The organism is Mycobacterium canetti CIPT 140010059 (genome assembly GCF_000253375.1).
Classification (GTDB): domain Bacteria; phylum Actinomycetota; class Actinomycetes; order Mycobacteriales; family Mycobacteriaceae; genus Mycobacterium; species Mycobacterium tuberculosis.
Map to the genome: position 1 here is coordinate 39,892 of NC_015848.1, position 26,861 is coordinate 66,752.

Here is a 26,861-nt window from a genome sequence, read left to right on the forward strand (position 1 = left end):
AACAGTTCGTCGGGAAAGGCATGTTTGTACCCTAGCGACCGATCACAGGCTGGCCGCGGCGCCCGACGATGGTGTGCACCACCAGCCCGGCTAGGTAGATCGCCGACCCGAACAGCACAAATACGGGCGCGTGCCCGTGCTCGGGAATCAAGGCTGCGGCCACGGTAATCGAGAGGATGTATGAGACCCAAAACAGTGCATCCTGCACGGCGAACACGTGCCCGCGCAATGCGTCGTCGACGTCCATCTGCATCGCCGAATCGGCGCACAGCTTGACCACCTGGCCGGCCACACCTAAAAGGAAGCCGCATACCACCATCACCGGGACCAGCAGCCCGGCGGCCACGACCTGGATAGTGGCGGCCGCAGCCAACGCGCCATTTGCCGTGGCGTAGCGTCCCCAGCGCCGGATCGCGGTCGGAGTCAAGACGTTGGCCAGGAAGGCTCCCAGCCCGGTGGCCGCGAAGAACAGCAGTGCGGTACCCAACCCCCCAACGGCCCGGGCGGTCACGTGGCGGACCAGGAGCAAGATCAGCAGTGAGTTGATACCGACCACCATCCGATGCGCTGCCAAACCGGACAGGCCGGCAGCGACGGTCGGAAGTTGCACCACGGTGCGCGCTCCATGTAGCCAACCGGTGACCACGGCGTAGACAGCAGATCCGTGGATCGCGCGTTCGGTGTCGTCCGGGCCGAGTACCCGCGGGCCGAACCGCAGCGACCAAAGCAACGCGATCGATACGGGGATCGCCACCAGGAAGACGATCGCGGAGGCCCCCTCGTCGCCGCTGCCGAGCAGCCAACGAGGCAACAGCATGAAGTTGGCGCCCAGGAACGCGGAGACCGCCCCCGACGCGATGGCCACCGAGTTCATCGTGACCACCTGTTCGCGCGGCACCACGTGGGGCAGTGCCGCCGACAGTCCCGAGGCGACGAATCGTGCCAAGCCGTTGGCGACCAGCGCTCCGACCAACAGCGGCACGTCGCCGGCTCCGACCGCGAGTATCGTGCCGACCCCGGCGATCAGGGCTAGCCGGCCGGTGTTGGCGCCAACCAGCACCCACCGCCGATCCCACCGGTCCATTAGGGCCCCGGCGAAGGGCCCCAGCAGCGAATAGGGCAGAAACAGCACCGCGAAGGCCCCCGCGATGGCCATCGGGTCGGCCGCCCGGTCCGGGTTGAACAGCAACGCTCCGGCCAGCCCCGCCTGAAACAACCCGTCGCCGAACTGACTCGCAACCCGCACCTGCAGCAGACGCCAGAAGTCGGGCAAGCTGCGCACCGACCGCCAAACGTCGACGGGTGCGCGTGCGTGCATCCGGGAGTGAATCACTAAACCCACTTCCACCCTGGGCACAGGCAAGGTTCGGTCCACCCCGTGCCGCCCCAACCACAGTACAAATATTCGCCGACCCTGCTTGTTCGCCCCGGGCGATGCGACGGTGGTGCGATGATGGTGTGGTGGCGCCGCACGAAGACCCCGAGGACCATGTCGCACCCGCCGCACAACGGGTGCGAGCGGGCACCTTATTGTTGGCCAACACCGATCTCCTTGAACCGACATTTCGCCGCAGTGTGATCTACATCGTGGAGCACAACGACGGCGGCACCCTCGGTGTGGTCCTCAATCGGCCCAGCGAAACCGCGGTCTACAACGTGTTGCCGCAGTGGGCCAAACTCGCGGCCAAGCCAAAGACAATGTTCATCGGTGGGCCGGTGAAGCGCGACGCGGCGCTGTGTCTGGCGGTATTGCGGGTTGGCGCTGACCCGGAAGGCGTGCCGGGCCTAAGGCATGTCGCGGGCAGGCTGGTGATGGTCGATCTGGATGCCGACCCCGAGGTGCTCGCAGCGGCGGTGGAAGGGGTGCGCATCTACGCCGGGTACTCCGGCTGGACCATCGGTCAGCTCGAAGGTGAAATCGAGCGCGACGACTGGATTGTGTTGTCGGCGTTGCCATCTGACGTTTTGGTGGGGCCGAGAGCCGACCTGTGGGGGCAGGTGCTGCGACGGCAGCCGCTGCCGCTGTCGCTGCTGGCCACCCACCCGATCGATCTGAGCCGGAACTAGGCTACTCCGCCGCCGAGCTTGCCAGAGCAGCGCGTCGCGTCGCCGCGGTCGAGCCAGGCGATCCGGCCCAGCCTAGTGGGCCACAGGCTGTTCAATGACAGGCCTGGGTGCAGACCGCGCAGCTGCCAACGCAGTTGGCGGTGGGGCTAGCGGTTTCACGGCGCAGCGCGTACTGGGCGCTCTGCCACGACCCCGCGGCCAGCGTGCCGACCGCGCCCGCAATGCAGACGATCACCACCATCAAGGCGGTGTGCCCGGGCGCGGCCACCGCCACCACTCCCCCGGCGGCCAGCATTACTGCGGCTGCCAACTGCGTGGGCGCCATCGCGCGCAGCGCCAGCGCCGTGGGGTCGGCAGTGGGCGTATGGAACAGCGACCAGCTCCCGAACAGGGCGGACGCCGCCGCCGCACACATGCACAGCACACCCGCGAGGAACATTCGTTCACCATACGAGGCCGCCGCCGAATCCGCTCACCGAGCTCCATGCGGGCCCGTGTTTCTGCTCGGCCTCATCGTGACCTAGCGCGGCGGGACTGGTGTCAGGGTGCCCGCGGGCGGATACCCAGGCGCCTGCCCGGGTAGTCCCACCGGTGCCGAACCGGGTGCCGGGGCAGGCGCCTGAGCGGGCGCCGCATGCGCAACCACTTGGAATCCGTTGACAATCGCATCGGTGGCCGGCCCGTCGGTGACCGCCTGCGACAGCGCGGTGGTCACCGACAGCGAAACCAGGTACTTGTCGGCTCCGGAGGTGGCGATGACGTGGCGCCGGGAGGTGTTGAGGGTCATGTCGTTTTCGCGGTAGGTGCCCTCGATGATTGATGACGGAAAGCCGTCGAAATTGGCCATCGAGGCGTTTGTGGTCTGCCATGCGAGCAATTTCTGGCTGTCAATGTAGCCGTGTGTAATGGCCTCAGCGGGATCGAAGTCACCGATCAGCTTGTACACCACCAGCTGCGCATTCGACGTGTAGACGCTGTTGCCCAACCGGTCGGCGATCACCACGAACGCGTCGGGCACGTTGGGGTCGGGCACCTGAGTCCAGCGCGGCGGCATCGGCAGTGTGATGTCGAGCGCCTTGAATCCGTGCGGTCGCTCTGCCTCCAGCTTGACGCCCTTCTCCCGGAGGTGGTCCCGAAGTGTGCCGCTGATCGCGGGAGTCACTGGCGGCGGCAGCGGGGGCACAGCGGTGGACCCCGGTGCTCCGACCGGAATCGGCGACGCGATCGGTGCGGGTGCTGGCGCCGGTGAGAACCTGTTGCTGCTCCCGCCCGGAAGCGCCGTGAGGTTCTGCACGGGCGGGACTGTTGCCGGCGCCGAGACTGGGGCAGGGATAGGCGGCGGTGGCAGCAGGGGATCCGCTGAGGCCTTCCCGGCGGTGACCAGCACCACGCCGATGAAACCGGTGGCCATGCCGCCTGCGAAGACCCGCCAGGTGCGCGCGATCTGGATCATTTGCGTCGGTCCCTCCGAATGGCCGGGCGACGGTGCCCGTCGTCGAGGCTGAATGTAACCAGCGCTCCATGGCAGTGCACAGGCTTGAAATGCAGCTGGAATGAACCTCTGATCGTGGTGCAACGGAACCGAGACCAACCCGTGGCCGGTAGCGCGGCCCCGGAGGTTCCCGGGCCACCCTTATACCCTGTTGGGCGTGACCGAATCGCCAACCGCTGGGCCTGGCGGCGTGCCCCGTGCCGACGACGCGGACTCCGACGTGCCACGGTACCGCTATACCGCCGAGCTCGCGGCTAGGCTGGAACGGACCTGGCAGGAAAACTGGGCCCGGCTAGGGACGTTCAACGTGCCCAACCCGGTCGGCTCGCTGGCCCCACCGGATGGTGCCGCGGTGCCTGACGACAAGCTCTTCGTGCAGGACATGTTCCCCTACCCCTCGGGTGAGGGACTCCACGTTGGTCATCCCCTCGGCTACATCGCGACCGACGTCTATGCCCGCTATTTCCGGATGGTGGGACGTAATGTGCTGCATGCGCTAGGGTTCGACGCGTTCGGGCTGCCCGCCGAGCAATACGCGGTGCAAACCGGCACCCATCCGCGTACCCGGACCGAAGCCAACGTCGTCAACTTTCGCCGCCAGTTGGGCCGGCTGGGCTTCGGCCACGACAGCCGACGAAGCTTCTCGACCACCGATGTCGACTTCTACAGGTGGACTCAGTGGATCTTCCTACAGATATACAACGCGTGGTTCGACACCACAGCCAACAAGGCGCGCCCGATATCAGAGCTGGTCGCCGAATTCGAGTCCGGTGCAAGGTGTCTCGATGGCGGCCGGGATTGGGCCAAGTTGACCGCGGGGGAGCGAGCCGATGTGATCGACGAGTACCGGCTGGTCTATCGGGCGGATTCGCTGGTGAACTGGTGCCCGGGGCTAGGTACGGTGCTTGCCAACGAAGAGGTGACCGCCGACGGCCGCAGCGACCGGGGCAATTTTCCGGTGTTCCGGAAGCGGTTGCGGCAATGGATGATGCGGATCACCGCCTATGCCGACCGGCTGCTCGACGACCTGGATGTGCTGGATTGGCCTGAGCAGGTCAAGACCATGCAGCGCAACTGGATCGGGCGTTCGACGGGTGCGGTGGCGCTGTTCTCGGCGAGAGCGGCCAGCGATGACGGGTTCGAAGTCGACATCGAGGTGTTCACCACGCGGCCCGACACCTTGTTCGGCGCCACGTATCTGGTGCTGGCTCCCGAGCACGACTTGGTCGACGAGTTGGTCGCCGCGTCCTGGCCGGCTGGGGTCAACCCCTTGTGGACATACGGCGGCGGCACACCTGGTGAGGCCATCGCCGCCTACCGGCGTGCGATCGCCGCCAAATCAGACCTCGAGCGCCAGGAGAGCAGGGAAAAGACCGGCGTCTTCTTGGGCAGCTACGCCATCAACCCGGCCAACGGTGAGCCGGTGCCGATCTTCATCGCCGACTACGTGCTGGCCGGGTACGGTACCGGGGCAATCATGGCGGTGCCGGGTCATGACCAGCGGGACTGGGACTTCGCTCGGGCATTTGGTCTACCGATCGTGGAAGTAATTGCCGGCGGCAATATTTCGGAATCCGCGTATACAGGCGATGGCATCCTGGTCAACTCGGATTACCTCAATGGAATGAGCGTGCCAGCAGCAAAGCGGGCCATCGTCGACCGGTTGGAGTCCGCGGGCCGCGGCCGGGCTCGAATCGAATTCAAATTGCGCGACTGGCTTTTTGCGCGGCAGCGGTATTGGGGTGAACCATTCCCGATCGTCTATGACAGCGACGGGCGTCCGCATGCGCTCGACGAAGCTGCACTGCCCGTCGAGCTGCCTGATGTCCCGGACTACTCGCCGGTTTTGTTCGACCCCGACGATGCGGACAGCGAGCCTTCGCCCCCACTGGCCAAGGCGACTGAGTGGGTACACGTCGACCTGGACCTCGGTGATGGCCTGAAGCCCTACAGCCGCGACACCAACGTGATGCCGCAGTGGGCGGGCAGCTCCTGGTATGAACTGCGCTACACCGATCCGCACAACTCAGAACGGTTCTGCGCCAAGGAAAACGAGGCCTATTGGATGGGACCGCGGCCGGCTGAGCACGGCCCGGACGACCCCGGTGGCGTCGACTTGTACGTCGGCGGTGCTGAACACGCGGTTTTGCACCTGCTGTATTCCAGGTTCTGGCACAAGGTCTTGTACGACCTGGGTCACGTCAGCTCTCGCGAGCCTTACCGCAGGCTGGTCAATCAGGGCTATATTCAAGCTTACGCTTACACCGATGCGCGCGGATCCTATGTCCCTGCCGAGCAGGTGATCGAACGCGGTGACAGATTTGTCTATCCTGGACCTGACGGTGAGGTCGAAGTCTTCCAGGAATTCGGCAAAATCGGTAAGAGCCTGAAGAATTCGGTATCGCCGGACGAAATCTGCGACGCATACGGGGCAGATACGCTTCGGGTTTACGAGATGTCGATGGGGCCGCTGGAGGCTTCACGTCCATGGGCCACAAAGGATGTTGTCGGCGCGTACCGTTTTCTGCAGCGGGTGTGGCGCTTGGTCGTCGACGAGCACACCGGCGAAACTCGGGTGGCTGACGGCGTGGAACTCGACATCGATACGCTACGGGCGTTGCACCGCACCATCGTCGGCGTGTCAGAAGACTTTGCGGCACTTCGCAATAACACCGCAACGGCTAAGTTGATCGAATACACGAACCACCTCACCAAGAAGCATCGTGATGCGGTGCCTCGGGCCGCCGTGGAGCCGCTTGTACAAATGCTGGCTCCGCTGGCCCCACATATTGCCGAGGAGCTGTGGCTGCGACTGGGCAACACCACCTCGTTGGCACATGGCCCGTTCCCGAAGGCCGATGCCGCCTACCTCGTCGACGAGACGGTCGAGTATCCGGTGCAGGTGAACGGCAAGGTACGTGGGCGGGTGGTGGTGGCCGCCGACACCGACGAGGAAACGCTGAAAGCCGCCGTTCTGACCGACGAAAAGGTCCAGGCATTCTTGGCTGGTGCCACCCCGCGCAAGGTTATCGTGGTCGCCGGCCGGCTGGTCAATCTCGTCATCTAGGTCGTGTCGGCGGTGCCGACGGTGGGCGAGGTAATCCGCGGGGTAGTTCGTTGTATGCGTTACTCCGCGAGAGCCGGCGGCGACCAGATTGGTTGATAGCGTGGTACTTTCACGCTCGTTTGCGAGCGGGGGAGTTGCTTGCAGGGCCACTGGCCGGTTCGCCCGAGGCGAGACGCTCCAGTGGCGCCAGGGCCTTCCTAAGGGTTTCCAAGTCGGAGCGGGGAAGTTGGCTGAGCAGCGCGGCCAGAGCCGCGCGCCGGTTGGCCAGTGACTCACCGTGAACCGCCCGCCCTTGCGGCGTGATGTCTACCAACACCGCCCGCAAGTCGGACGGGTCTCGCGAGCGTTTCACCAGTCCAATCTTCTCGAGCCGCCGGATCGCCACGGTGGTGGTGGGAGTTCGCACCCGTTCGTGAGCGGCCAGGTCGGTCATCCGGATGGGACCTTGATCGAGCAGGGTGACCAGGATCGACAGTTGCGCCAGCGTTAGGTCGCCGGCTGCAGCCCCGTTGGGATCCCCGCGGCGCAGCATTGAAATCAGCTTGGACAATGCGCGGTGCAGCCCCTCCGCCAGTTGGGTCACTTCCGGTGCGGTGAATTCGCTGTCCGCCATAAACCGGCAGTCTAACCTGACATGCGTGTGACCGTAGACTTGTGTCGGGCGACCTTTGACCGCCAATGCATTTGGTCCCGAAATCCGCTGCATTTTCTTGCCAATCGAGCGGACAACACTCATGTCATGGCTGACTACCTACATTGTCAGTTCTGCCGGATCCATGGTCAGTGATGTCGAATGCCACTGACCGCCAACGGAAACCGGCTCTCGCGTTAACGGGACAGTCAATATTGGAGACGCCGGCAGCCGCTGCTGGCTTCACCATCGGATCGGCGTAATTAGGGCACCGGTGAGGACGGCTGGTAGCTTCTGGCGAAGCCAGGGATCGGCGCCCCAAACGGGCCGGGACAAGCGCCCTCGGGCGGGACCAATACTCGGCGGCGGAACAGTTCGGCCAGCATCGTCTGGGCCATCAGCTCGGAACGGCCGATGCAGGCAGCCCTCGCAGCTTCAGGTTCGCGCCGATGGATTGCGGCGTTCTCTTCCTCGTAGAACGGCAACACGTCGTCGCGGCTGTTTTGGTATGTCATCCAGAACACTCGCGGAATCAGGTTCTGTGAGGCCCGGATGGTGGCGTGCAGCCGCGGTCCTGCGTACTCGTCGTTGACCGTGCGCCGGTACTCCCACACGCATTCGGCGAAGGCCCGCGACTCCTTGGAGTTGCGCAGCGATCGCATGACTGCGTCGAGCTGGCCCAGGATCCGAGGCGTGGGGTTGGCGGCTGCGCGGGCAGAGGCAATGCCGTTGAGCAAGCCGTCGAGTTCGTGATGTTCCAGGATGGTGGCGACGTCGAACCGCTCGATGAACGCGCCGCGGTGATAGCGAGTCGACACAATGCCGTCGTGTTCGAGTTGAACCAGCGCCTCTTGGATGGGAACCCGGCTGACCCCCAGGCCGTGCGCGATTTCATTGCGGTCGACGCGGTCCCCGCTGCGCAGTTTGCCGGTCAATAGCAGGTTGAGGATGTGGGCGACAACCTGGTCCTTTTCCTTAACCCCGTACTTTTTTGGCATCGGTATCTAGCATCTCTTTCAGCCCGCTGCAGCCATCCGGCGCTGGCAAGTTTCTCATGACTCGGCGTCTGCGTTGTGGTGTTTCCCAGATGAAGCCGGGGGTAACGCGATCTGACAGACGTCAACCGGAGTTCACCGGCCATCGCGCCACCTGCAAAGCGCGGCCGCAGCGCTCAGGTCGTAGTCGGGACCGTCACAGCCAACGGTCAACAGCGTGACACCGAGACCGGCGAGGGCTTCGGCGCTGGCGATCAGCCCGCCGCCGTCGACCGCGGCGGAGCGTTCGATAGTCGCTGGGTTTCGGCCGACGGTCGAGCAGTGCGTGCTCAGCACGGCCGACTTCGCTAGGTAGCTGTCCCCGGCGGTAAAGCTGTGCCAGATATCGGCATACTCGGCGACCAGTCGCAGGGTCTTACGCTCTCCGCCGCCGCCGATCAGCACCGGGATGTCCCGTGTCGGCGGCGGGTTCAGCTTGCCAAGCCGCGCCTTGATCCGGGGCAGCGCAGCCGCCAGGTCGTCGAGGCGGCTGCCCGCTGTGCCGAACCGGTAGCCGTACTCGTCGTAGTCCTTCTGTTTCCAGCCCGACCCGATACCCAGGATGAGCCGGCCGCCGGAGATGTGGTCGACGGTACGGGCCATGTCGGCAAGCAGCTCCGGATTGCGGTAGGAGTTGCACGTCACTAGAGCGCCGATTTCGATGTGCGACGTTTGCTCGGCCCAGGCTCCCAAGACGGTCCAGCATTCGAAGTGTGGGCCGTCAGGGTCGCCGTAGAGCGGAAAGAAGTGGTCCCAGGTAAAAGCGATGTCCACACCGATGTCCTCGCACCGGCGGACGGCGTCTCGGACGGCGCGGTAATGGGGGGCGTGCTGCGGCTGCAGTTGTACGCCGATACGAACGGGGAGATCGGGACGCACGAGTGAAGTCATGGGTCCACCGTAGGCTCAGCGTGTGTCGAGCACCCCGCGCACGATCTCGATCAGGGCGCGCGGTTGGTCACTTTGCACCGAGTGGCCTGACTTCTCGACGATGTGAACGCCACGGAAATGCGTTGCACGCCTGTGGAGTTCGGCGGTGTCCTGGTCGGTGACGAAGCCCGACGAGCCGCCGCGCACGAGTGTGATCGGCGCGGACAGGGCGTCGACGTCGTCCCAGAGCCCTGCGAAATCTCCGAACGTGCGGATCGCGTCATAGCGCCACACCCAGTTGCCGTTGTCCAGCCGGCGGGAGTTGTGGAACACGCCGCGGCGCAACGACTTGACATCGCGGTGCGGGGCCGCGGCGATCGTTAGGTCCAGCATGGCCTGAAAGCTGGGGAATTCCCGCTCGCCGTGCATCAGCGCCACCGTGCCGCGCTGCTCGGCGGTCAGCTCGGCGTGCCGTTGCAATGCCGACGGGGTGACGTCGACGAGAACGAGTTCGCCGACCAGGTCGGGTGCCATCGCGGCCAGCCGTATCGCAGTCAACCCGCCCAGCGACATGCCGACCACGAATTCGGCACCCGGCGCAAGCTCGCGTAGCACCGGCGCCAAGGTCTCGGAGTTGAGCTGCGGCGAGTAATTGCCGTCCTCCCGCCAAGCGGAATGGCCGTGCCCTGGAAGGTCCACCGCCAGCGCCGGCTCACCCAGGCCGACGATCACGGTGTCCCAGGTATGGGCGTTCTGTCCGCCGCCGTGCAGAAAGATCACCCGCGGCGCAGAGCCGCCCCAGCGCAGCGCGCTGATGGCTCCCGCTTGGACCCGCTCGACTTCAGGCAGTGGACCATTGACACCGGCCTGCTCAGCGTTCTCAGCCAGCAGGGCAAACTCGTCCAGTCCGGTCAGTTCGTCGTCAGATAGCACGCAGCGGACGTTACCCGCGTTTGACTCTGCGGATACCAGGCAATTGTGCGAGTGGCCCGCGTGGTGAGCGCAGAGTCAACGCTAACCGATGATGAACTCTTCGAGTTGCGCGCGCGCGATGTCGTCGGGCAGCTGCTCGGGCGGGCTCTTCATCAGGTAGGCCGACGCCGGGATCACCGGTCCGCCGATGCCGCGGTCCTTGGCGATCTTGGCCGCCCGCACCGCGTCGATGATGACGCCGGCCGAGTTTGGCGAGTCCCACACCTCGAGCTTGTACTCCAGGTTCAACGGCACATCTCCGAAGGCGCGGCCCTCTAGACGGACATAGGCCCATTTGCGATCGTCGAGCCATCCGACGTGGTCGGACGGGCCGATGTGCACGTCCTTGGTCTTGAACTCGCGCTTCAGATTCGAAGTGACGGCCTGGGTCTTGGAGATCTTCTTGGACTCCAGCCGTTCACGTTCGAGCATGTTGAGGAAGTCCATGTTGCCGCCCACGTTGAGCTGCATGGTGCGGTCGAGCTGCACGCCGCGGTCCTCGAACAGCTTGGCCAGCACCCGGTGGGTGATCGTCGCGCCGACCTGGCTCTTGATGTCATCACCGACGATGGGTACCCCGGCGTCGGTGAACTTCTTGGCCCACACCGGGTCGGAGGCGATGAACACCGGCAGCGCGTTGACGAACGCCACCCCGGCGTCGATAGCACACTGGGCGTAGAACTTGTCGGCTTCCTCCGAGCCCACCGGCAAATAGGAGACCAGCACGTCGACCTTGGCCTCCTTGAGCGCCTGGACGACGTCGACGGGCTCCGCGTCGGAGAGTTCGATGGTGTCGGCGTAGTACTTGCCGATGCCATCGAGGGTAGGCCCGCGCTGCACGATCACGTTGGTCGGCGCCACATCGGCGATCTTGATGGTGTTGTTCTCCGAGGCGAAGATGGCGTCGGACAGGTCGAAGCCGACCTTCTTGGCGTCCACGTCGAACGCCGCCACGAACTTGACGTCGCGAACGTGGTACGGGCCGAACCGCACGTGCATGAGGCCCGGTACGGTCGATGTGTCGTCGGCGTTGTAGTAGTACTCGACGCCCTGGACCAGCGAGGACGCGCAGTTGCCGACGCCGACAATGGCGACTCGAACCTCCGTCGACGCCTCCGGCGCCGGTAACGACTGGTGCTCACTCATTAAGGCGTTCTCCTAACCTCATAACCTCTGGGGTGTCTTGGGTGTTGGTTCGTGCTGGGTTTACGTCTGTTCGGCGGGGTTGGGTGCTGCCCGTTCCGCGGCGATGAGCTCGTTGAGCCACTTGACCTCGCGCTCGCTGGACTCGAGCCCGAGTTGATGCAATTGGCGGGTGTAGCGGTCGAAGGAACTGCTGGCCCGCGCCACCGCCTCGCGCAAGCCTTCCCGGCGTTCCTCGACCTGGCGGCGCCGGCCTTCCAGGATGCGCATCCGCGCTTCGGCCGGGGTGCGGTTGAAGAACGCCAGGTGCACCCCGAAACCGTCGTCGGTGTAGTTGTGTGGGCCGGTGTCGGCCACCAGCTCGCCGAATCGACGGCGACCCTTGTCGGTCAGTTGGTAAACGCGTCGTGCTCGCCGCACCGGGGTGCCCGCTGGGGCGGCATTCTCGGCGATCAACCCGTCGGCCTGCATGCGTCGCAGCGCCGGGTATAACGAACCGTACGAAAATGCCCGAAACGCGCCCAGCAGGCCGGTCAGCCTCTTGCGCAACTCGTAGCCATGCATCGGTGACTCGATCAACAGACCCAGGATGGCGAGCTCCAGCATCGAGTCACCTCCTTTTGTATGGCTTTTGAATGGCCGTTACGACGGTTCGACGCCTCGCGTCATCGTATCGCCTCGATATATTTGCGACAACATCACCGCGTCAAGACGGGTAGCTGACGTGCTTGATGGTGCCGTCACCTGCGAAAACGAGGTATCCACCGCCGTAGTCGCTAGAGACATACAACGACAACGACAACGCAGCCGGCGTGGTGGGGTCCTTGGCCGGTTCGACGATCAGGTACATGCTTTTGACGTCGGATTGTTTGAGGCCGAGGGTTTCCGGGGCGCCGCGCATGATGCCCACAGCGGTCTTCGCATCGAATTTGCTCAGGTCAACCACGGACACGTCGGCAATGCTCTTGGCGGAACTGGTCGCATCGCCCCAGCCGCCGCGGTAGGTATACGCCAGGACTCGGCGGTCGTCCGCCGGGTCGACGCGATCGAGCGACGCATACTCCGGGTAGATCACCAGCCGGTAGCCCATGGTGTCGCCGAACCGCTTGCGGGTCTGCTCCAGCAGGCCGGTGAGCCCGCCGAGGGAATGCAGCTGCCTGGGCGGGGTCAGCACCACGGGGGCGATCCCGTCGGGCTTTGCTCCGGGATCCGAGGTGAAGTCCAGCGGAGAGCGGGTGTTGCCGTACACGCCCCAGCCGATGCCGACGCCCAGCAGCACCGATGCGACAAACGCAGCGGCCAGCAAGCCCAACTCGGTGCGTTTCGCCCGCGATTTGAGCGCGGGCATTTGTGCGGGTGCGCTTTCGACCTGCAGGTCGGCCACCAGACGCTGCAGGTCACCTAGGGTCACAGCCTTGGTAGCTGCGCTGACGCGCTCCCGGTGTTCCTCCATCGAGAGCTCGCCGTCACGCAGGGCGTCGTCGAGAATCCGGCAGGCGTCCTGCCGGTCGCTGTCTTTGGCGCGGGTTGCCGTCGATACTCCGCGCGCAAGGGGTGCGCCCAGCCACTTCGCCACAGGGACGATAGTAGGAGTCTGGCTGGGAATCTGAACTCGATCCCGCCGTACACGCGCAACAACGGCGTCGGTTGCGTATCGGTGGTGTGGATGGCGTCGTACTCTGGTCAGCGTGCGACTGCAGCGACAGGTAGTGGACTACACGCTACGGCGACGCTCCCTGCTGGCCGAGGTGTATTCGGGACGCACCGGTGTGTCGGAGGTGTGCGACGCCAACCCCTACCTGCTGCGCGCCGCAAAGTTTCATGGGAAGCCCAGCCGGGTCATCTGCCCGATCTGCCGCAAGGAGCAGCTCACACTGGTGTCGTGGGTGTTCGGCGAGCACCTCGGTGCGGTATCAGGGTCCGCGCGCACCGCCGAAGAACTGATCCTGCTGGCGACCCGGTTCTCCGAGTTCGCGGTCCACGTGGTGGAGGTATGTCGAACCTGCAGTTGGAATCATCTGGTCAAGTCATACGTCCTGGGCGCCGCACGTCCGGCACGCCCCCCTAGGGGGTCTGGCGGGACGCGGACGGCGCGCAACGGGGCCCGCACGGCCAGTGAATAGCGACGGGCGTCACCATCAGTCGTCCAGCGGCGCCCCGCGCGGGCCGGCGAATCCCGGCCAGCGTGGTCAGGTTCCACCCGACGACAGACTGACCGCGATCCTCCCGCCGGTGACCGATGACCGATCGGCTCCGCACGCGGACTCCATCGAGGCGGTCAAGGCCGCGCTCGACGGCGCGCCGCCGATGCCCCCGCCGCGCGACCCGCTCGAGGAGGTCACGGCCGCGTTGGCCGCCCCGCCCGGTAAACCGCCGCGGGGGGATCAGCTTGGTGGCAGACGTCGCCCACCGGGGCCGCCCGGGCCCCCCGGTTCGTCCGGACAGCCTGCCGGCCGGCTGCCCCAACCGAGGGTGGACTTGCCCCAGGTCGGCCAGATCAACTGGAAATGGATACGGCGTTCGCTGTACCTCACCGCGGCGGTGGTGATCCTGTTGCCGATGGTCACCTTCACGATGGCCTACCTGATCGTCGACGTTCCCAAGCCAGGTGACATCCGTACCAACCAGGTCTCCACGATCCTTGCCAGCGACGGCTCGGAAATCGCCAAAATTGTTCCGCCCGAAGGTAATCGGGTCGACGTCAACCTCAGCCAGGTGCCGATGCATGTGCGCCAGGCGGTGATTGCGGCCGAAGACCGCAATTTCTATTCGAATCCGGGATTCTCGTTCACCGGCTTCGCGCGGGCAGTCAAGAACAACCTGTTCGGCGGCGATCTGCAGGGCGGATCGACGATTACCCAGCAGTACGTCAAGAACGCGCTGGTCGGTTCCGCACAGCACGGGTGGAGCGGTCTGATGCGCAAGGCGAAAGAATTGGTCATCGCGACGAAGATGTCGGGGGAGTGGTCTAAAGACGATGTGCTGCAGGCGTATCTGAACATCATCTACTTCGGCCGGGGCGCCTACGGCATTTCGGCGGCGTCCAAGGCTTATTTCGACAAGCCCGTCGAGCAGCTGACCGTTGCCGAAGGGGCGTTGTTGGCAGCGCTGATTCGGCGGCCTTCGACGCTGGACCCGGCGGTCGACCCCGAAGGGGCCCATGCCCGCTGGAATTGGGTACTCGACGGCATGGTGGAAACCAAGGCTCTCTCGCCGAATGACCGTGCGGCGCAGGTGTTTCCCGAGACAGTGGCGCCCGATCTGGCCCGGGCGGAGAATCAGACCAAAGGACCCAACGGGCTGATCGAGCGGCAGGTGACAAGGGAGTTGCTCGAGCTGTTCAACATCGACGAGCAGACCCTCAACACCCAGGGGCTGGTGGTCACCACCACGATTGATCCGCAGGCCCAACGGGCGGCGGAGAAGGCGGTTGCGAAATACCTGGACGGGCAGGACCCCGACATGCGTGCCGCCGTGGTTTCCATCGACCCGCACAACGGGGCGGTGCGTGCGTACTACGGTGGCGACAATGCCAATGGCTTTGACTTCGCTCAAGCGGGATTGCAGACTGGATCGTCGTTTAAGGTGTTTGCTCTGGTGGCCGCCCTTGAGCAGGGGATCGGCCTGGGCTACCAGGTAGACAGCTCTCCGTTGACGGTCGACGGCATCAAGATCACCAACGTCGAGGGCGAGGGTTGCGGGACGTGCAACATCGCCGAGGCGCTCAAAATGTCGCTGAACACCTCCTACTACCGGCTGATGCTCAAGCTCAACGGCGGCCCACAGGCTGTGGCCGATGCCGCGCACCAAGCCGGCATTGCCTCCAGCTTCCCGGGCGTTGCGCACACGCTGTCCGAAGATGGCAAGGGTGGACCGCCCAACAACGGGATCGTGTTGGGCCAGTACCAAACCCGGGTGATCGACATGGCATCGGCGTATGCCACGTTGGCCGCGTCCGGTATCTACCACCCGCCGCATTTCGTACAGAAGGTGGTCAGTGCCAACGGCCAGGTCCTCTTCGACGCCAGCACCGCGGACAACACCGGCGATCAGCGCATCCCCAAGGCGGTAGCCGACAACGTGACTGCGGCGATGGAGCCGATCGCAGGTTATTCGCGTGGCCACAACCTAGCGGGTGGGCGGGATTCGGCGGCCAAGACCGGCACTACGCAATTTGGTGACACCACCGCGAACAAAGACGCCTGGATGGTCGGGTACACGCCGTCGTTGTCTACGGCTGTGTGGGTGGGCACCGTCAAGGGTGACGAGCCACTGGTAACCGCTTCGGGTGCAGCGATTTACGGCTCGGGCCTGCCGTCGGACATCTGGAAGGCAACCATGGACGGCGCCTTGAAGGGCACGTCGAACGAGACTTTCCCCAAACCGACCGAGGTGGGTGGTTATGCCGGTGTGCCGCCGCCGCCTCCGCCGCCGCCGTCGGAGGTACCACCTTCGGAGACCGTCATCCAGCCCACGGTCGAAATTGCGCCGGGGATTACCATCCCGATCGGTCCCCCGACCACCATTACCCTGGCGCCACCGCCCCCGGCCCCGCCCGCTGCGACTCCCACGCCGCCGCCGTGACCGGCGCGCTGTCCCAAAGCAGCAACATCTCGCCACTTCCTTTGGCCGCCGATCTGCGGAGCGCCGATAACCGCGATTGCCCCAGCCGCACCGACGTATTGGGTGCCGCTCTGGCGAATGTCGTCGGTGGCCCGGTAGGCCGGCACGCGCTGATCGGCCGCACCCGGCTGATGACCCCGCTGCGGGTGATGTTTGCAATCGCGTTGGTGTTCCTGGCGCTCGGTTGGTCGACGAAAGCGGCCTGCTTGCAGTCCACCGGAACCGGTCCAGGTGATCAGCGGGTGGCCAACTGGGATAACCAGCGTGCTTACTACCAGTTGTGCTACTCCGATACGGTGCCGCTCTATGGCGCTGAGTTATTGAGCCAAGGCAAGTTTCCGTACAAGTCAAGCTGGATCGAAACCGACAGCAACGGCACACCGCAGCTGCGCTACGACGGACAGATCGCGGTGCGCTATATGGAGTATCCGGTGCTGACTGGGATCTATCAGTACCTGTCGATGGCGATAGCCAAGACCTACACCGCGTTAAGCAAGGTGGCTCCCCTCCCGGTGGTTGCCGAAGTGGTGATGTTCTTCAACGTCGCCGCGTTCGGTTTGGCGCTGGCGTGGCTGACAACCGTCTGGGCGACCTCGGGCCTGGCCGGCCGCCGGATATGGGATGCGGCGCTGGTGGCCGCCTCACCGCTGGTGATCTTTCAGATATTCACCAATTTCGATGCGCTGGCAACGGGTTTGGCGACGAGTGGGCTGCTGGCCTGGGCGCGGCGCAGACCGGTGCTTGCCGGTGTGCTGATCGGGTTGGGCTCCGCGGCGAAACTGTATCCGCTGTTGTTCTTGTACCCGTTGTTGCTGCTGGGCATCCGGGCCGGTCGCCTGAATGCTCTGGCCCGCACCATGGCGGCCGCGGCGGCGACCTGGTTGTTGGTGAATCTGCCGGTGATGCTGCTCTTTCCGCGCGGCTGGTCGGAGTTCTTCCGGCTCAACACCCGGCGCGGCGACGACATGGACTCGTTGTACAACGTCGTCAAGTCGTTCACCGGCTGGCGTGGCTTCGACCCCACCCTGGGCTTCTGGGAGCCGCCGCTGGTGCTGAACACGGTTGTCACGCTCTTGTTCGTGTTATGTTGTGCGGCAATTGCTTACATCGCGCTCACCGCACCCCACCGGCCGCGCGTGGCGCAGCTGACTTTCTTGACGGTGGCCAGCTTCCTGTTGGTCAACAAGGTGTGGAGTCCCCAGTTCTCGCTTTGGCTGGTGCCGCTGGCCGTGCTGGCTTTGCCGCACCGCCGGATCTTGCTGGCGTGGATGACGATCGACGCGTTGGTGTGGGTGCCGCGGATGTACTACCTATACGGCAACCCGAGCCGCTCGCTGCCCGAGCAGTGGTTCACCACGACGGTGTTGCTGCGTGACATCGCCGTGATGGTGCTGTGCGGACTGGTGGTCTGGCAGATCTACCGCCCCGGGCGCGACCTCGTGCGTACCGGCGGGCCAGGGGCACTGCCGGCTTGTGGGGGAGTCGACGACCCGGTGGGAGGGGTCTTTGCCAACGCCGCCGACGCCCCGCCAGGTCGGCTACCGTCGTGGCTGCGTCCCCGGCTGGGCGACGAGCATGCGCGAGAGAGGACGCCCGATGCAGGTCGCGATCGCACTTTTTCCGGGCAACACCGCGCTTGACGCGGTTGGCCCCTACGAGGTGCTGCAGCGGGTGCCGTCGTTCGACGTCGTGTTCGTCGGCCACCGCCGCGGGGAGGTTCGCAGCGACAACGCCATGCTGGGTCTGCTGTGTGACGCGGCATTCGACGAGCTAACCCGGCCCGATGTGGTGATCTTTCCGGGCGGCATCGGAACTCGGACCCTGATCCACGACCAGACCGTGCTCGACTGGGTGCGCGAAGCGCACCGGCACACCCTACTCACCACCTCGGTGTGCACCGGCGGGCTGGTGTTGGCGGCTGCCGGACTGCTCAACGGCTTGACCGCGACCACGCATTGGCGAGTACAGGATCTGTTCAACTCGCTGGGCGCCCGATACGTCCCCCAGCGTGTCGTCGAGCATCTGCCAGAGCGGGTCATCACCGCCGCCGGGGTGTCGAGCGGGATCGACATGGGATTGCGGCTGGTGGAGCTTTTGGTCAGCCGGGAAGCCGCCGAAGCGAGCCAGCTGATGATCGAGTATGACCCGCAGCCACCGGTGGATGCCGGCTCCCTGGCCAAGGCCTCGCCGGCTACCCATCGGCTCGCGTTGGAGTTCTATCAGCATCGTTTGTGATCTGTTCGCGATAGGCCTCGCCGTTCGCGACACTGACATTGCGCACACGACACGCCGCGGATCGTCGCACCGGGTTAAGCCTGGAGTGCGGTGGTGCCTGGTCGGCATTTTCGCAGTCGAGGGCTCTCGTGTAGCCTGGGCGAGTTGCCGACGCAGGCGACCCTCCTGCCACGGATCGACCGTGGCCGCACACGACCACAGGAGGTGATGAGGTTCCTATGCGTCCATACGAAATCATGGTCATCCTCGACCCGACCCTCGACGAACGCACCGTAGCCCCGTCCTTGGAGACGTTCCTCAACGTCGTCCGTAAGGACGGCGGAAAAGTCGAAAAGGTGGACATCTGGGGCAAGCGTCGGCTGGCGTACGAGATCGCCAAGCATGCCGAAGGCATCTACGTGGTGATCGACGTGAAAGCCGCCCCGGCGACGGTGTCCGAACTCGACCGCCAGCTCAGCCTCAACGAGTCGGTGTTGCGCACCAAGGTAATGCGCACCGACAAGCACTAATCGGCCTGCCAGGCACTGGCTGTTCGCTGTCGGTGCGGTTACGTAGGCTCGGCGAAGAAGAACACGACCAGCCGCCGAACCCAGGCGGACGCAGGAGGAAATTGTGGCTGGTGACACCACCATCACCATCGTCGGAAATCTGACCGCTGACCCCGAGCTGCGGTTCACCCCGTCCGGTGCGGCCGTGGCGAATTTCACCGTGGCGTCAACGCCCCGGATCTATGACCGTCAGACCGGCGAATGGAAAGACGGCGAAGCGCTGTTCCTCCGGTGCAATATCTGGCGGGAGGCGGCCGAGAACGTGGCCGAGAGCCTCACCCGGGGGGCACGAGTCATCGTTAGCGGGCGGCTTAAGCAGCGGTCGTTTGAAACCCGTGAGGGCGAGAAGCGCACCGTCATCGAGGTCGAGGTCGATGAGATTGGGCCTTCGCTTCGGTACGCCACCGCCAAGGTCAACAAGGCCAGCCGCAGCGGCGGGTTTGGCAGCGGATCCCGTCCGGCGCCGGCGCAGGCCAGCAGCGCCTCGGGAGATGACCCGTGGGGCAGCGCACCGGCGTCGGGTTCGTTCGGCGGCGGCGATGACGAACCGCCATTCTGACCCCAAGAACTGCAAATCAAGAAACGGAAAGATAGACACTCATGGCCAAGTCCAGCAAGCGGCGCCCGGCTCCGGAAAAGCCGGTCAAGACGCGTAAATGCGTGTTCTGCGCGAAGAAGGACCAAGCGATCGACTACAAGGACACCGCGCTGTTGCGCACCTACATCAGCGAGCGCGGCAAGATCCGCGCGCGTCGGGTCACGGGCAACTGCGTGCAGCACCAGCGAGACATCGCGCTCGCGGTGAAGAACGCCCGCGAGGTGGCGCTGCTGCCCTTTACGTCTTCGGTGCGGTAGCGCCGAATGTCCAACGGAGAGTGCAAAATACCATGAAGCTCATTCTCACGGCCGATGTCGATCACCTCGGGTCCATCGGCGACACTGTCGAGGTCAAGGACGGGTATGGCCGTAACTTTCTGCTCCCGCGCGGCCTGGCGATCGTCGCCTCGCGCGGAGCCCAGAAGCAGGCTGACGAGATCCGCCGGGCCCGCGAAACCAAAAGCGTACGCGACCTAGAGCACGCCAACGAGATCAAGGCGGCGATCGAGGCGCTCGGCCCGATAGCGCTGCCGGTGAAGACTTCAGCTGATTCTGGGAAGTTGTTCGGCTCGGTGACCGCCGCAGATGTGGTTGCTGCCATCAAGAAGGCCGGTGGACCAAACCTCGATAAGCGGATCGTTCGGCTGCCCAAGACGCACATCAAGGCCGTGGGCACGCATTTTGTGTCGGTGCACCTGCACCCGGAAATCGATGTCGAGGTATCGCTGGACGTCGTGGCGCAGAGCTAAGGCGAGCTGAGGCCACAACAGTTTGCGCATGCCGGTGGTGACCGCGGTCGGCCGCCGCCGGGGTTTCGCCATGCCCTGGGTGTCCACCGCACGGTCCGGTGCGGTGATGCTGGCGAACTATTCGGCCGGCGTTTGCGGGCGGGTGTCTTCACCGGGCCTTAACGTCAGGAAAATGTGTCTGAAAGCCAACACGCCCGGCGCGGTAACCTGGCTCGACACGCCGAAGAGATTCTTGTCCACACAAACGGCGTCGCGTTGTATGGCCGTTAACAGCAGTGATGTCGTAACGGGCCGTATTGATCCACAGGTTCTCCACACCCCGCTCAACACAGAGGTCGACGGATATGCACATGCGATGCACAGCTCCATAAACAGTGGCCCCTTGGAGTACTTGCCAGCAACGTTTAGCGTCTTCCCGGCGCTAGGCGATGTGGGTGACTTGGGCGGTGGTGTCGGTGCGGCGACTTACGCTCTGGATAGGTTGTCGAATATGCGTTCGGGTGCTTGTGTCGGAGGAGGTGAGAGCCCATGGCGGTCGTTGATGACCTAGCGCCCGGCATGGACTCCTCACCGCCCAGTGAAGATTACGGCCGTCAACCACCGCAGGATCTCGCCGCCGAGCAGTCCGTGCTGGGCGGGATGTTGCTGAGCAAGGACGCCATCGCCGATGTACTGGAACGGCTACGGCCCGGCGATTTTTATCGTCCGGCGCATCAGAACGTCTACGACGCCATTTTGGACCTGTATGGGCGGGGAGAACCGGCTGATGCGGTGACGGTGGCCGCCGAACTGGATCGCCGTGGGCTGCTGCGCCGCATCGGCGGTGCTCCCTACCTGCACACCCTGATCTCGACGGTGCCGACGGCCGCCAACGCGGGCTACTACGCGAGCATCGTTGCCGAAAAGGCGCTGCTGCGCCGGCTGGTAGAGGCCGGAACCCGGGTGGTGCAGTACGGCTATGCCGGCGCCGAAGGCGCGGATGTGGCCGAGGTGGTCGATCGCGCGCAGGCCGAAATCTACGACGTCGCGGATCGGCGGCTGTCGGAAGACTTTGTGGCGCTTGAGGACCTGCTGCAACCGACGATGGACGAGATCGATGCCATCGCTTCCAGTGGCGGCCTGGCGCGCGGGGTGGCTACCGGCTTCACCGAACTCGACGAGGTCACCAACGGCCTGCATCCGGGGCAGATGGTCATCGTGGCGGCGCGCCCGGGCGTGGGAAAGTCCACCCTTGGGCTGGACTTCATGCGGTCATGCTCGATCAGGCATCGGATGGCCAGCGTCATCTTCTCGCTGGAGATGAGCAAGTCCGAGATTGTCATGCGACTGCTGTCGGCGGAGGCCAAAATCAAGCTCTCCGACATGCGTTCGGGCCGGATGAGCGATGACGACTGGACCCGGCTGGCGCGGCGGATGAGCGAAATCAGCGAAGCGCCACTGTTTATCGACGACTCGCCCAACCTGACCATGATGGAGATCCGTGCCAAGGCGCGCCGCCTGCGGCAAAAGGCCAACCTGAAGTTGATCGTGGTCGACTACCTGCAACTGATGACCTCGGGCAAGAAGTATGAATCGCGGCAGGTGGAGGTGTCGGAGTTCTCGCGGCATCTGAAGCTGTTGGCAAAAGAGCTTGAGGTTCCCGTGGTCGCGATCAGCCAGCTCAACCGTGGGCCCGAGCAGCGTACCGATAAGAAACCGATGCTGGCCGACCTCAGGGAATCGGGCTGCCTGACCGCGTCCACCAGAATCTTGCGCGCCGATACCGGCGCTGAGGTCGCCTTCGGTGAGCTCATGCGAAGCGGTGAACGTCCCATGGTGTGGTCGCTGGACGAGCGGCTGCGCATGGTGGCCCGGCCGATGATCAACGTGTTCCCGAGCGGGCGCAAGGAAGTGTTTCGGCTTCGGCTGGCTTCCGGACGCGAAGTCGAGGCCACCGGCAGCCACCCCTTTATGAAGTTCGAAGGCTGGACTCCCTTGGCGCAGTTGAAGGTTGGTGACCGGATCGCAGCACCGCGCCGGGTACCTGAGCCCATCGACACTCAGCGGATGCCCGAGTCTGAGCTCATTTCGCTGGCTCGCATGATCGGTGACGGGTCGTGCCTGAAGAACCAGCCGATCCGCTACGAGCCGGTGGATGAGGCGAACCTGGCCGCGGTGACGGTCTCGGCGGCGCACTCGGATGGGGCTGCGATCCGCGACGACTACCTCGCAGCTCGAGTGCCGTCGTTGCGCCCGGCGCGGCAACGACTACCGCGCGGGCGGTGCACGCCGATTGCGGCGTGGCTGGCTGGCCTAGGGCTATTCACGAAACGCAGCCACGAAAAATGCGTACCGGAGGCTGTATTTCGCGCCCCCAATGACCAGGTGGCGTTGTTTCTGCGGCATCTGTGGAGCGCTGGTGGCTCTGTTCGGTGGGATGCCACGAATGGTCAAGGCCGGGTCTACTACGGCTCAACCAGTAGGCGTCTCATCGACGATGTGGCTCAATTGCTGCTTCGGGTTGGGATTTTTTCCTGGATCACACACGCCCCAAAGTTGGGCGGCCACGATTCGTGGCGGCTGCACATTCGTGGCGCGAAGGATCAGGTCAGGTTCCTTCGTCACGTCGGCGTTCACGGCGCCGAAGCGGTGGCGGCCCAAGAGATGCTGCGTCAGCTCAAAGGACCGGTTCGCAACCCGAACCTGGACAGCGCGCCGAAAAAAGTATGGGCGCAAGTCGGCAACCGACTGTCCGCCAAACAGATGATGGACATCCAGCTCCACGAACCGACGATGTGGAAGCATTCCCCGAGCCGGTCAAGGCCGCATCGCGCGGAGGCGCGGATCGAAGATCGAGCGATCCATGAGCTGGCGAGAGGCGACGCGTACTGGGACACCGTCGTGGAGATCACCAGCATTGGAGATCAACATGTTTTCGATGGGACTGTAAGCGGCACACACAATTTCGTCGCCAATGGCATTAGTTTGCACAATTCGCTGGAACAAGATGCCGACGTTGTCATCCTGCTGCATCGACCCGACGCCTTTGACCGCGACGATCCACGTGGGGGAGAAGCGGATTTCATTCTCGCCAAACACCGCAACGGTCCGACGAAGACGGTCACCGTAGCGCATCAACTGCACCTGTCACGCTTCGCCAATATGGCTCGGTGACATGCGGATGTGTGGGGTCTCACGGAGCGTGGCCGAATCTCACGAATGATGGGGCCATCAGGGCGGACCGGTCCACGCATCCGCGGCGGCGTTGAAGTCCCCGAGCAACACGCGTCGTGGTTGATGCGTGAGATGAGTCAGATCAGGGCGACAGGACGTCGAACCAGTGGGACTAATGCATGATCACCAGATACAAGCCTGAGTCGGGGTTTGTCGCCCGTAGCGGTGGTCCCGACCGGAAGCGTCCCCATGACTGGATCGTTTGGCACTTCACCCATGCCGACAATCTCCCTGGGATCATCACCGCTGGCCGTCTGCTGGCCGATTCAGCAGTCACCCCGACGACCGAGGTGGCATATAACCCAGTCAAGGAGTTGCGCCGCCACAAAGTCGTCGCCCCCGACAGCAGGTACCCGGCGTCGATGGCAAGCGATCATGTGCCGTTCTACATTGCGGCGCGGTCGCCCATGCTCTACGTCGTATGCAAGGGCCACTCCGGCTACTCCGGCGGTGCCGGCCCGCTGGTGCACCTCGGGGTGGCGCTTGGCGACATCATAGACGCGGATCTGACGTGGTGCGCCAGTGACGGCAATGCTGCAGCCAGCTACACCAAGTTCAGCCGCCAGGTCGACACGCTCGGCACCTTCGTCGACTTTGACCTGCTCTGCCAGCGGCAATGGCACAACACCGATGACGACCCCAACCGCCAGAGCCGCCGCGCCGCCGAGATCCTGGTATACGGCCATGTCCCGTTCGAGCTGGTCAGCTACGTGTGTTGCTATAACACCGAGACGATGACACGGGTACGAACTCTGCTCGATCCTGTCGGTGGGGTGCGAAAGTATGTCATCAAGCCCGGCATGTACTACTAAGGAAGGAGGAGGCCATATGATCACGTACGGCTCTGGCGACCTCCTTCGGGCTGACACCGAAGCGCTCGTCAACACCGTCAACTGTGTTGGGGTGATGGGCAAGGGAATTGCGCTGCAGTTCAAACGCCGCTACCCCGAGATGTTCACCGCCTACGAAAAGGCGTGCAAACGCGGCGAAGTTACCATCGGCAAGATGTTCGTCGTCGACACCGGACAGCTCGACGGACCGAAACACATCATCAACTTCCCCACCAAGAAACACTGGCGTGCACCGTCGAAGCTGGCCTATATCGACGCCGGCCTCATTGATCTCATCCGCGTGATCCGTGAACTCAACATTGCTTCTGTGGCAGTTCCCCCGCTGGGGGTGGGCAACGGAGGTCTGGATTGGGAAGATGTCGAGCAACGGCTCGTATCAGCATTCCAGCAGCTGCCCGACGTTGACGCCGTGATCTACCCCCCATCAGGTGGATCTCGCGCCATCGAGGGCGTCGAAGGACTTCGGATGACCTGGGGGCGCGCCGTCATACTCGAAGCGATGCGGCGATATCTCCAGCAGCGCCGCGCGATGGAGCCGTGGGAAGACCCTGCAGGGATCTCGCATCTGGAGATTCAGAAGCTCATGTACTTCGCCAACGAGGCCGATCCCGATCTTGCGCTAGATTTCACGCCCGGCCGATACGGGCCATACAGCGAACGTGTCCGTCACTTACTGCAAGGAATGGAGGGCGCATTCACAGTCGGCCTGGGTGACGGCACCGCAAGAGTTCTTGCGAACCAACCGATCTCGTTGACTACTAAGGGAACTGACGCCATAACGGACTATCTGGCCACCGATGCGGCAGCTGACCGGGTGAGCGCCGCAGTCGACACGGTGTTGCGCGTCATCGAAGGCTTTGAAGGCCCATACGGGGTTGAGCTGCTCGCCAGTACGCATTGGGTGGCCACACGTGAGGGCGCCAAGGAACCAGCCACGGCAGCGGCCGCGGTCCGAAAGTGGACAAAACGCAAGGGTCGGATCTACAGCGACGATCGCATCGGTGTTGCCCTCGACCGCATTCTTATGACTGCCTGAAAGCGACCGGCTCGTCGTTAAGGATGTGCGCCGACGCCCAGCCGTCAGGGAGCGTTGGGCTGCTCGGACGGAATTGCCCCACCGCAACCACCCGGTGGCGGCGGGCCGGGGAGGGGCTCACCGCCGCTGACACAATCGAAGTAAAACTGTGGGCCGGTAAACCACGTTTGCATCCACTGGTGCCAAAACGAGCCGTCGGGGTACTTCTCGCCGTCGCACACGGCCAAGTCGCCAAAACCCCATCGGCCACCCGGGCAATAGCCTTTCGTCATGTCCGGCTGATGCGGGTCAGGTGGATCTGCGCTGGCAACCGAGGCAGGAAACACAAGCGCCGCTGCACAACCCAGTATCGCAGTACTCAGGCGAGCAAACTTCAACTTCATTTCAAACTCCGTCAAACGTTGAATCGACTCGGCGGACTCCAAGCGATGGTCAGCGCTTGCGGATGAGCCGCGGCAATGAGTCGTAGTGGGCAGACATTCCCGAGAACAGCCTGAAATCCTGTTCGGTTGATGCCGTGCCGGCATCGACGTACCAGGACGAGGCACTGACTCGGGAAGGCACAGCCGCCGTGGCGATTGTATATGACGCGTCGGACTGGGCAGCGATGGCGCGGGACTCTGCCCGGGCGCCGGCCTTGGACACGGCCAGCGCCCGCCACCTGTCGTCGGCATTTGGCGTTTGTCGAATTGCGGCATTATTTTGCTCGGGTGATGTCATCAGCTATTGGTTCGGTCGCGCGGTGGATAGTCCCCCTCCTGGGGGTTGCAGCCGTTGCTTCCATCGGTGTTATCGCGGACCCGGTGCGGGTCGTTCGGGCCCCGGCGTTGATCCTGGTCGATGCGGCAAACCCGCTGGCCGGAAAGCCCTTCTACGTCGATCCCGCCTCGGCGGCCATGGTCGCCGCGCGCAACGCCAACCCGCCGAACGCCGAGCTGACCTCCGTCGCCAACACCCCGCAGTCCTACTGGCTCGACCAGGCATTCCCGGCGGCGACCGTCGGCGGCACGGTTGCCAGCTACACCGGCGCGGCGCAGGCTGCCGGCGCCATGCCGGTTCTGACGCTTTATGGAATCCCCCATCGCGACTGCGGTAGCTACGCATCCGGTGGGTTCGCGACGGGCGCTGACTACCGCGGGTGGATCGACGCCGTCGCATCCGGCCTGGGCTCATCGCCTGCAACGATCATCGTCGAACCCGATGCGCTGGCCATGGCCGACTGCCTGTCGCCTGACCAGCGCCAAGAACGTTTCGACTTGGTGCGCTACGCCGTCGACACGCTGACCCGCGACCCGGCCGCTGCCGTGTACGTCGATGCGGGGCATTCGCGCTGGCTGAGCGCCGAGGCAATGGCAGCCAGGCTCAACGACGTCGGTGTGGGCCGCGCGCGCGGGTTTAGCCTCAACGTCTCGAACTTCTACACCACCGATGAGGAAATCGGCTATGGCGAGGCGATTTCGGGGCTCACGAACGGTTCGCATTACGTGATCGACACGTCGCGCAACGGCGCCGGACCAGCACCCGACTCCCCGCTCAACTGGTGCAACCCCAGCGGCCGCGCCCTGGGCGCACCGCCCACCACGGCCACCGCGGGCGCGCACGCCGACGCTTACCTGTGGATCAAACGTCCCGGCGAATCCGACGGAACCTGCGGTCGCGGCGAGCCCCAGGCGGGTCGGTTCGTTAGCCAGTACGCCATCGATCTGGCCCACAACGCCGGCCAGTAGAGACCT

At 64.4% G+C, this 26,861-nt stretch carries 26 protein-coding genes; 14 read left to right on the forward strand and 12 right to left on the reverse strand.

The genetic code is table 11. The features are described from left to right. Positions 1 to 31: 31 nt before the first annotated feature. Positions 32 to 1,357, reverse strand: a complete 1,326-nt coding sequence (locus MCAN_RS00205; protein ID WP_014000007.1) for an MFS transporter — start codon at positions 1,355 to 1,357, stop codon at positions 32 to 34. A 101-nt stretch (positions 1,358 to 1,458) separates the two neighbouring features. On the opposite strand from MCAN_RS00205, the gene MCAN_RS00210 reads away from it, so the two are divergent. Further along, entirely contained in the window at positions 1,459 to 2,067 is a 609-nt protein-coding gene (locus MCAN_RS00210; protein ID WP_003400460.1) for a YqgE/AlgH family protein, read from the forward strand. 91 nt (positions 2,068 to 2,158) lie between these two features. On the opposite strand, the gene MCAN_RS00215 is transcribed toward MCAN_RS00210, so the two are convergent. Further along, positions 2,159 to 2,506, reverse strand: a complete 348-nt coding sequence (locus tag MCAN_RS00215; protein ID WP_003400465.1) for a membrane protein — start codon at positions 2,504 to 2,506, stop codon at positions 2,159 to 2,161. Positions 2,507 to 2,587: 81 nt separating this feature from the next. Continuing rightward, complete coding sequence (locus tag MCAN_RS00220) at positions 2,588 to 3,520, reverse strand: LpqN/LpqT family lipoprotein (protein WP_014000008.1); 933 nt, start codon at positions 3,518 to 3,520, stop codon at positions 2,588 to 2,590. Positions 3,521 to 3,716: 196 nt separating this feature from the next. Here MCAN_RS00220 and leuS point away from each other — a divergent pair, with 196 nt between their 5' ends. Then, complete coding sequence (gene leuS / locus MCAN_RS00225; RefSeq protein ID WP_003900794.1) at positions 3,717 to 6,626, forward strand: leucine--tRNA ligase; 2,910 nt, start codon at positions 3,717 to 3,719, stop codon at positions 6,624 to 6,626. Positions 6,627 to 6,735: 109 nt separating this feature from the next. Here leuS and MCAN_RS00230 read toward each other — a convergent pair whose 3' ends face one another. The 7 genes from MCAN_RS00230 to MCAN_RS00260 all read right to left on the reverse strand — a co-directional run bounded on the left by MCAN_RS00230 (position 6,736) and on the right by MCAN_RS00260 (position 12,852). After that, positions 6,736 to 7,239, reverse strand: coding sequence for a MarR family winged helix-turn-helix transcriptional regulator (locus MCAN_RS00230; RefSeq protein ID WP_003912416.1), 504 nt, complete (start codon positions 7,237 to 7,239; stop codon positions 6,736 to 6,738). A gap of 281 nt (positions 7,240 to 7,520) precedes the next feature. After that, the gene (locus MCAN_RS00235; protein ID WP_003899786.1) at positions 7,521 to 8,255 is read right to left on the reverse strand and encodes a GntR family transcriptional regulator; all 735 of its coding nucleotides are present in this window, start codon (positions 8,253 to 8,255) and stop codon (positions 7,521 to 7,523) included. A 132-nt stretch (positions 8,256 to 8,387) separates the two neighbouring features. Continuing rightward, positions 8,388 to 9,182, reverse strand: coding sequence for an LLM class F420-dependent oxidoreductase (locus tag MCAN_RS00240; protein WP_003400486.1), 795 nt, complete (start codon positions 9,180 to 9,182; stop codon positions 8,388 to 8,390). 15 nt (positions 9,183 to 9,197) lie between these two features. Continuing rightward, positions 9,198 to 10,094 carry an alpha/beta fold hydrolase gene (locus MCAN_RS00245; RefSeq protein WP_003400489.1) on the reverse strand — a complete coding sequence of 299 codons (897 nt, stop codon included), beginning with the start codon at positions 10,092 to 10,094 and terminating at the stop codon, positions 9,198 to 9,200. A gap of 81 nt (positions 10,095 to 10,175) precedes the next feature. Further along, entirely contained in the window at positions 10,176 to 11,279 is a 1,104-nt protein-coding gene (locus MCAN_RS00250; RefSeq protein WP_003400492.1) for an inositol-3-phosphate synthase, read from the reverse strand. Between the two features lie 60 nt (positions 11,280 to 11,339). After that, positions 11,340 to 11,882, reverse strand: a complete 543-nt coding sequence (locus MCAN_RS00255; protein WP_003899787.1) for a PadR family transcriptional regulator — start codon at positions 11,880 to 11,882, stop codon at positions 11,340 to 11,342. 100 nt (positions 11,883 to 11,982) lie between these two features. Next, a complete protein-coding gene (locus MCAN_RS00260) occupies positions 11,983 to 12,852 on the reverse strand; it encodes a DUF1707 SHOCT-like domain-containing protein (protein WP_003400498.1) in 870 nt (289 codons plus the stop codon). Between the two features lie 112 nt (positions 12,853 to 12,964). Here MCAN_RS00260 and MCAN_RS00265 point away from each other — a divergent pair, with 112 nt between their 5' ends. The 11 genes from MCAN_RS00265 (at position 12,965) to darG (ending at position 25,128) form a co-directional block, all read left to right on the forward strand. Further along, the gene (locus MCAN_RS00265) at positions 12,965 to 13,399 is read left to right on the forward strand and encodes a DUF5318 family protein (RefSeq protein WP_003899789.1); all 435 of its coding nucleotides are present in this window, start codon (positions 12,965 to 12,967) and stop codon (positions 13,397 to 13,399) included. Next, a complete protein-coding gene (gene ponA1 / locus MCAN_RS00270; protein WP_041179993.1) occupies positions 13,392 to 15,860 on the forward strand; it encodes a transglycosylase/D,D-transpeptidase PonA1 in 2,469 nt (822 codons plus the stop codon). The genes MCAN_RS00265 and ponA1 overlap by 8 nt, the downstream gene beginning before the upstream one ends. Then, positions 15,857 to 17,539: a glycosyltransferase family 87 protein gene (locus MCAN_RS00275; protein ID WP_003400514.1), complete on the forward strand. Its 1,683-nt coding sequence runs from the start codon at positions 15,857 to 15,859 to the stop codon at positions 17,537 to 17,539. The genes ponA1 and MCAN_RS00275 overlap by 4 nt, the downstream gene beginning before the upstream one ends. Further along, positions 17,496 to 18,134 carry a DJ-1/PfpI family protein gene (locus MCAN_RS00280; protein ID WP_003912418.1) on the forward strand — a complete coding sequence of 213 codons (639 nt, stop codon included), beginning with the start codon at positions 17,496 to 17,498 and terminating at the stop codon, positions 18,132 to 18,134. Before MCAN_RS00275 ends, MCAN_RS00280 begins: the two co-directional genes overlap by 44 nt. 218 nt (positions 18,135 to 18,352) lie before the next feature. Then, complete coding sequence (gene rpsF / locus MCAN_RS00285; protein WP_003400520.1) at positions 18,353 to 18,643, forward strand: 30S ribosomal protein S6; 291 nt, start codon at positions 18,353 to 18,355, stop codon at positions 18,641 to 18,643. A 103-nt stretch (positions 18,644 to 18,746) separates the two neighbouring features. Beyond that, the gene (locus MCAN_RS00290) at positions 18,747 to 19,241 is read left to right on the forward strand and encodes a single-stranded DNA-binding protein (RefSeq protein WP_014000010.1); all 495 of its coding nucleotides are present in this window, start codon (positions 18,747 to 18,749) and stop codon (positions 19,239 to 19,241) included. 41 nt (positions 19,242 to 19,282) lie between these two features. Next, positions 19,283 to 19,537 (forward strand): 30S ribosomal protein S18, encoded by a 255-nt coding sequence (gene rpsR / locus MCAN_RS00295; RefSeq protein WP_003400540.1) that lies wholly within the window; start codon positions 19,283 to 19,285, stop codon positions 19,535 to 19,537. A gap of 32 nt (positions 19,538 to 19,569) precedes the next feature. Beyond that, complete coding sequence (gene rplI / locus MCAN_RS00300) at positions 19,570 to 20,028, forward strand: 50S ribosomal protein L9 (protein ID WP_003400543.1); 459 nt, start codon at positions 19,570 to 19,572, stop codon at positions 20,026 to 20,028. Between the two features lie 528 nt (positions 20,029 to 20,556). After that, positions 20,557 to 23,181 (forward strand): replicative DNA helicase, encoded by a 2,625-nt coding sequence (locus MCAN_RS00310; protein WP_014000012.1) that lies wholly within the window; start codon positions 20,557 to 20,559, stop codon positions 23,179 to 23,181. A 179-nt stretch (positions 23,182 to 23,360) separates the two neighbouring features. After that, positions 23,361 to 24,053 carry a toxin-antitoxin system toxin DarT gene (gene darT, locus MCAN_RS00315; protein WP_003400548.1) on the forward strand — a complete coding sequence of 231 codons (693 nt, stop codon included), beginning with the start codon at positions 23,361 to 23,363 and terminating at the stop codon, positions 24,051 to 24,053. A 16-nt stretch (positions 24,054 to 24,069) separates the two neighbouring features. After that, positions 24,070 to 25,128, forward strand: coding sequence for a toxin-antitoxin system antitoxin DNA ADP-ribosyl glycohydrolase DarG (darG, locus tag MCAN_RS00320; protein ID WP_003400551.1), 1,059 nt, complete (start codon positions 24,070 to 24,072; stop codon positions 25,126 to 25,128). A 44-nt stretch (positions 25,129 to 25,172) separates the two neighbouring features. Here the strand turns inward: darG and MCAN_RS20845 are convergent, their stop codons facing one another. Both MCAN_RS20845 and MCAN_RS00330 read right to left on the reverse strand, forming a co-directional pair. Continuing rightward, a complete protein-coding gene (locus tag MCAN_RS20845; protein ID WP_003899794.1) occupies positions 25,173 to 25,511 on the reverse strand; it encodes a hypothetical protein in 339 nt (112 codons plus the stop codon). A gap of 49 nt (positions 25,512 to 25,560) precedes the next feature. Continuing rightward, positions 25,561 to 25,818 (reverse strand): hypothetical protein, encoded by a 258-nt coding sequence (locus MCAN_RS00330; protein WP_224994150.1) that lies wholly within the window; start codon positions 25,816 to 25,818, stop codon positions 25,561 to 25,563. On the opposite strand from MCAN_RS00330, the gene MCAN_RS00335 reads away from it, so the two are divergent. Further along, positions 25,713 to 26,855, forward strand: a complete 1,143-nt coding sequence (locus MCAN_RS00335) for a glycoside hydrolase family 6 protein (protein WP_014000013.1) — start codon at positions 25,713 to 25,715, stop codon at positions 26,853 to 26,855. The two genes, MCAN_RS00330 and MCAN_RS00335, sit on opposite strands and share 106 nt — an antisense overlap. Positions 26,856 to 26,861 lie beyond the last annotated feature (6 nt).

Excerpts from the sequence above, each read along its gene's own strand:
- darG (WP_003400551.1), top strand. The coding sequence starts at position 24,070 with ATGATCACGTACGGCTCTGGCGACCTCCTTCGGGCTGACACCGAAGCG.
- MCAN_RS00335 (WP_014000013.1), top strand. The coding sequence starts at position 25,713 with ATGACGCGTCGGACTGGGCAGCGATGGCGCGGGACTCTGCCCGGGCGC.
- MCAN_RS00230 (WP_003912416.1), bottom strand. The coding sequence starts at position 7,239 with ATGGCGGACAGCGAATTCACCGCACCGGAAGTGACCCAACTGGCGGAG.
- MCAN_RS00240 (WP_003400486.1), bottom strand. The coding sequence starts at position 9,182 with ATGACTTCACTCGTGCGTCCCGATCTCCCCGTTCGTATCGGCGTACAA.
- MCAN_RS20845 (WP_003899794.1), bottom strand. The coding sequence starts at position 25,511 with ATGAAGTTGAAGTTTGCTCGCCTGAGTACTGCGATACTGGGTTGTGCA.
- MCAN_RS00250 (WP_003400492.1), bottom strand. The coding sequence starts at position 11,279 with ATGAGTGAGCACCAGTCGTTACCGGCGCCGGAGGCGTCGACGGAGGTT.
- rplI (WP_003400543.1), top strand. The coding sequence starts at position 19,570 with ATGAAGCTCATTCTCACGGCCGATGTCGATCACCTCGGGTCCATCGGC.
- rpsR (WP_003400540.1), top strand. The coding sequence starts at position 19,283 with ATGGCCAAGTCCAGCAAGCGGCGCCCGGCTCCGGAAAAGCCGGTCAAG.
- darT (WP_003400548.1), top strand. The coding sequence starts at position 23,361 with ATGATCACCAGATACAAGCCTGAGTCGGGGTTTGTCGCCCGTAGCGGT.
- rpsF (WP_003400520.1), top strand. The coding sequence starts at position 18,353 with ATGCGTCCATACGAAATCATGGTCATCCTCGACCCGACCCTCGACGAA.
- MCAN_RS00215 (WP_003400465.1), bottom strand. The coding sequence starts at position 2,506 with ATGTTCCTCGCGGGTGTGCTGTGCATGTGTGCGGCGGCGGCGTCCGCC.
- MCAN_RS00310 (WP_014000012.1), top strand. The coding sequence starts at position 20,557 with ATGGCGGTCGTTGATGACCTAGCGCCCGGCATGGACTCCTCACCGCCC.
- MCAN_RS00255 (WP_003899787.1), bottom strand. The coding sequence starts at position 11,882 with ATGCTGGAGCTCGCCATCCTGGGTCTGTTGATCGAGTCACCGATGCAT.
- MCAN_RS00280 (WP_003912418.1), top strand. The coding sequence starts at position 17,496 with ATGCAGGTCGCGATCGCACTTTTTCCGGGCAACACCGCGCTTGACGCG.
- MCAN_RS00220 (WP_014000008.1), bottom strand. The coding sequence starts at position 3,520 with ATGATCCAGATCGCGCGCACCTGGCGGGTCTTCGCAGGCGGCATGGCC.
- MCAN_RS00235 (WP_003899786.1), bottom strand. The coding sequence starts at position 8,255 with ATGCCAAAAAAGTACGGGGTTAAGGAAAAGGACCAGGTTGTCGCCCAC.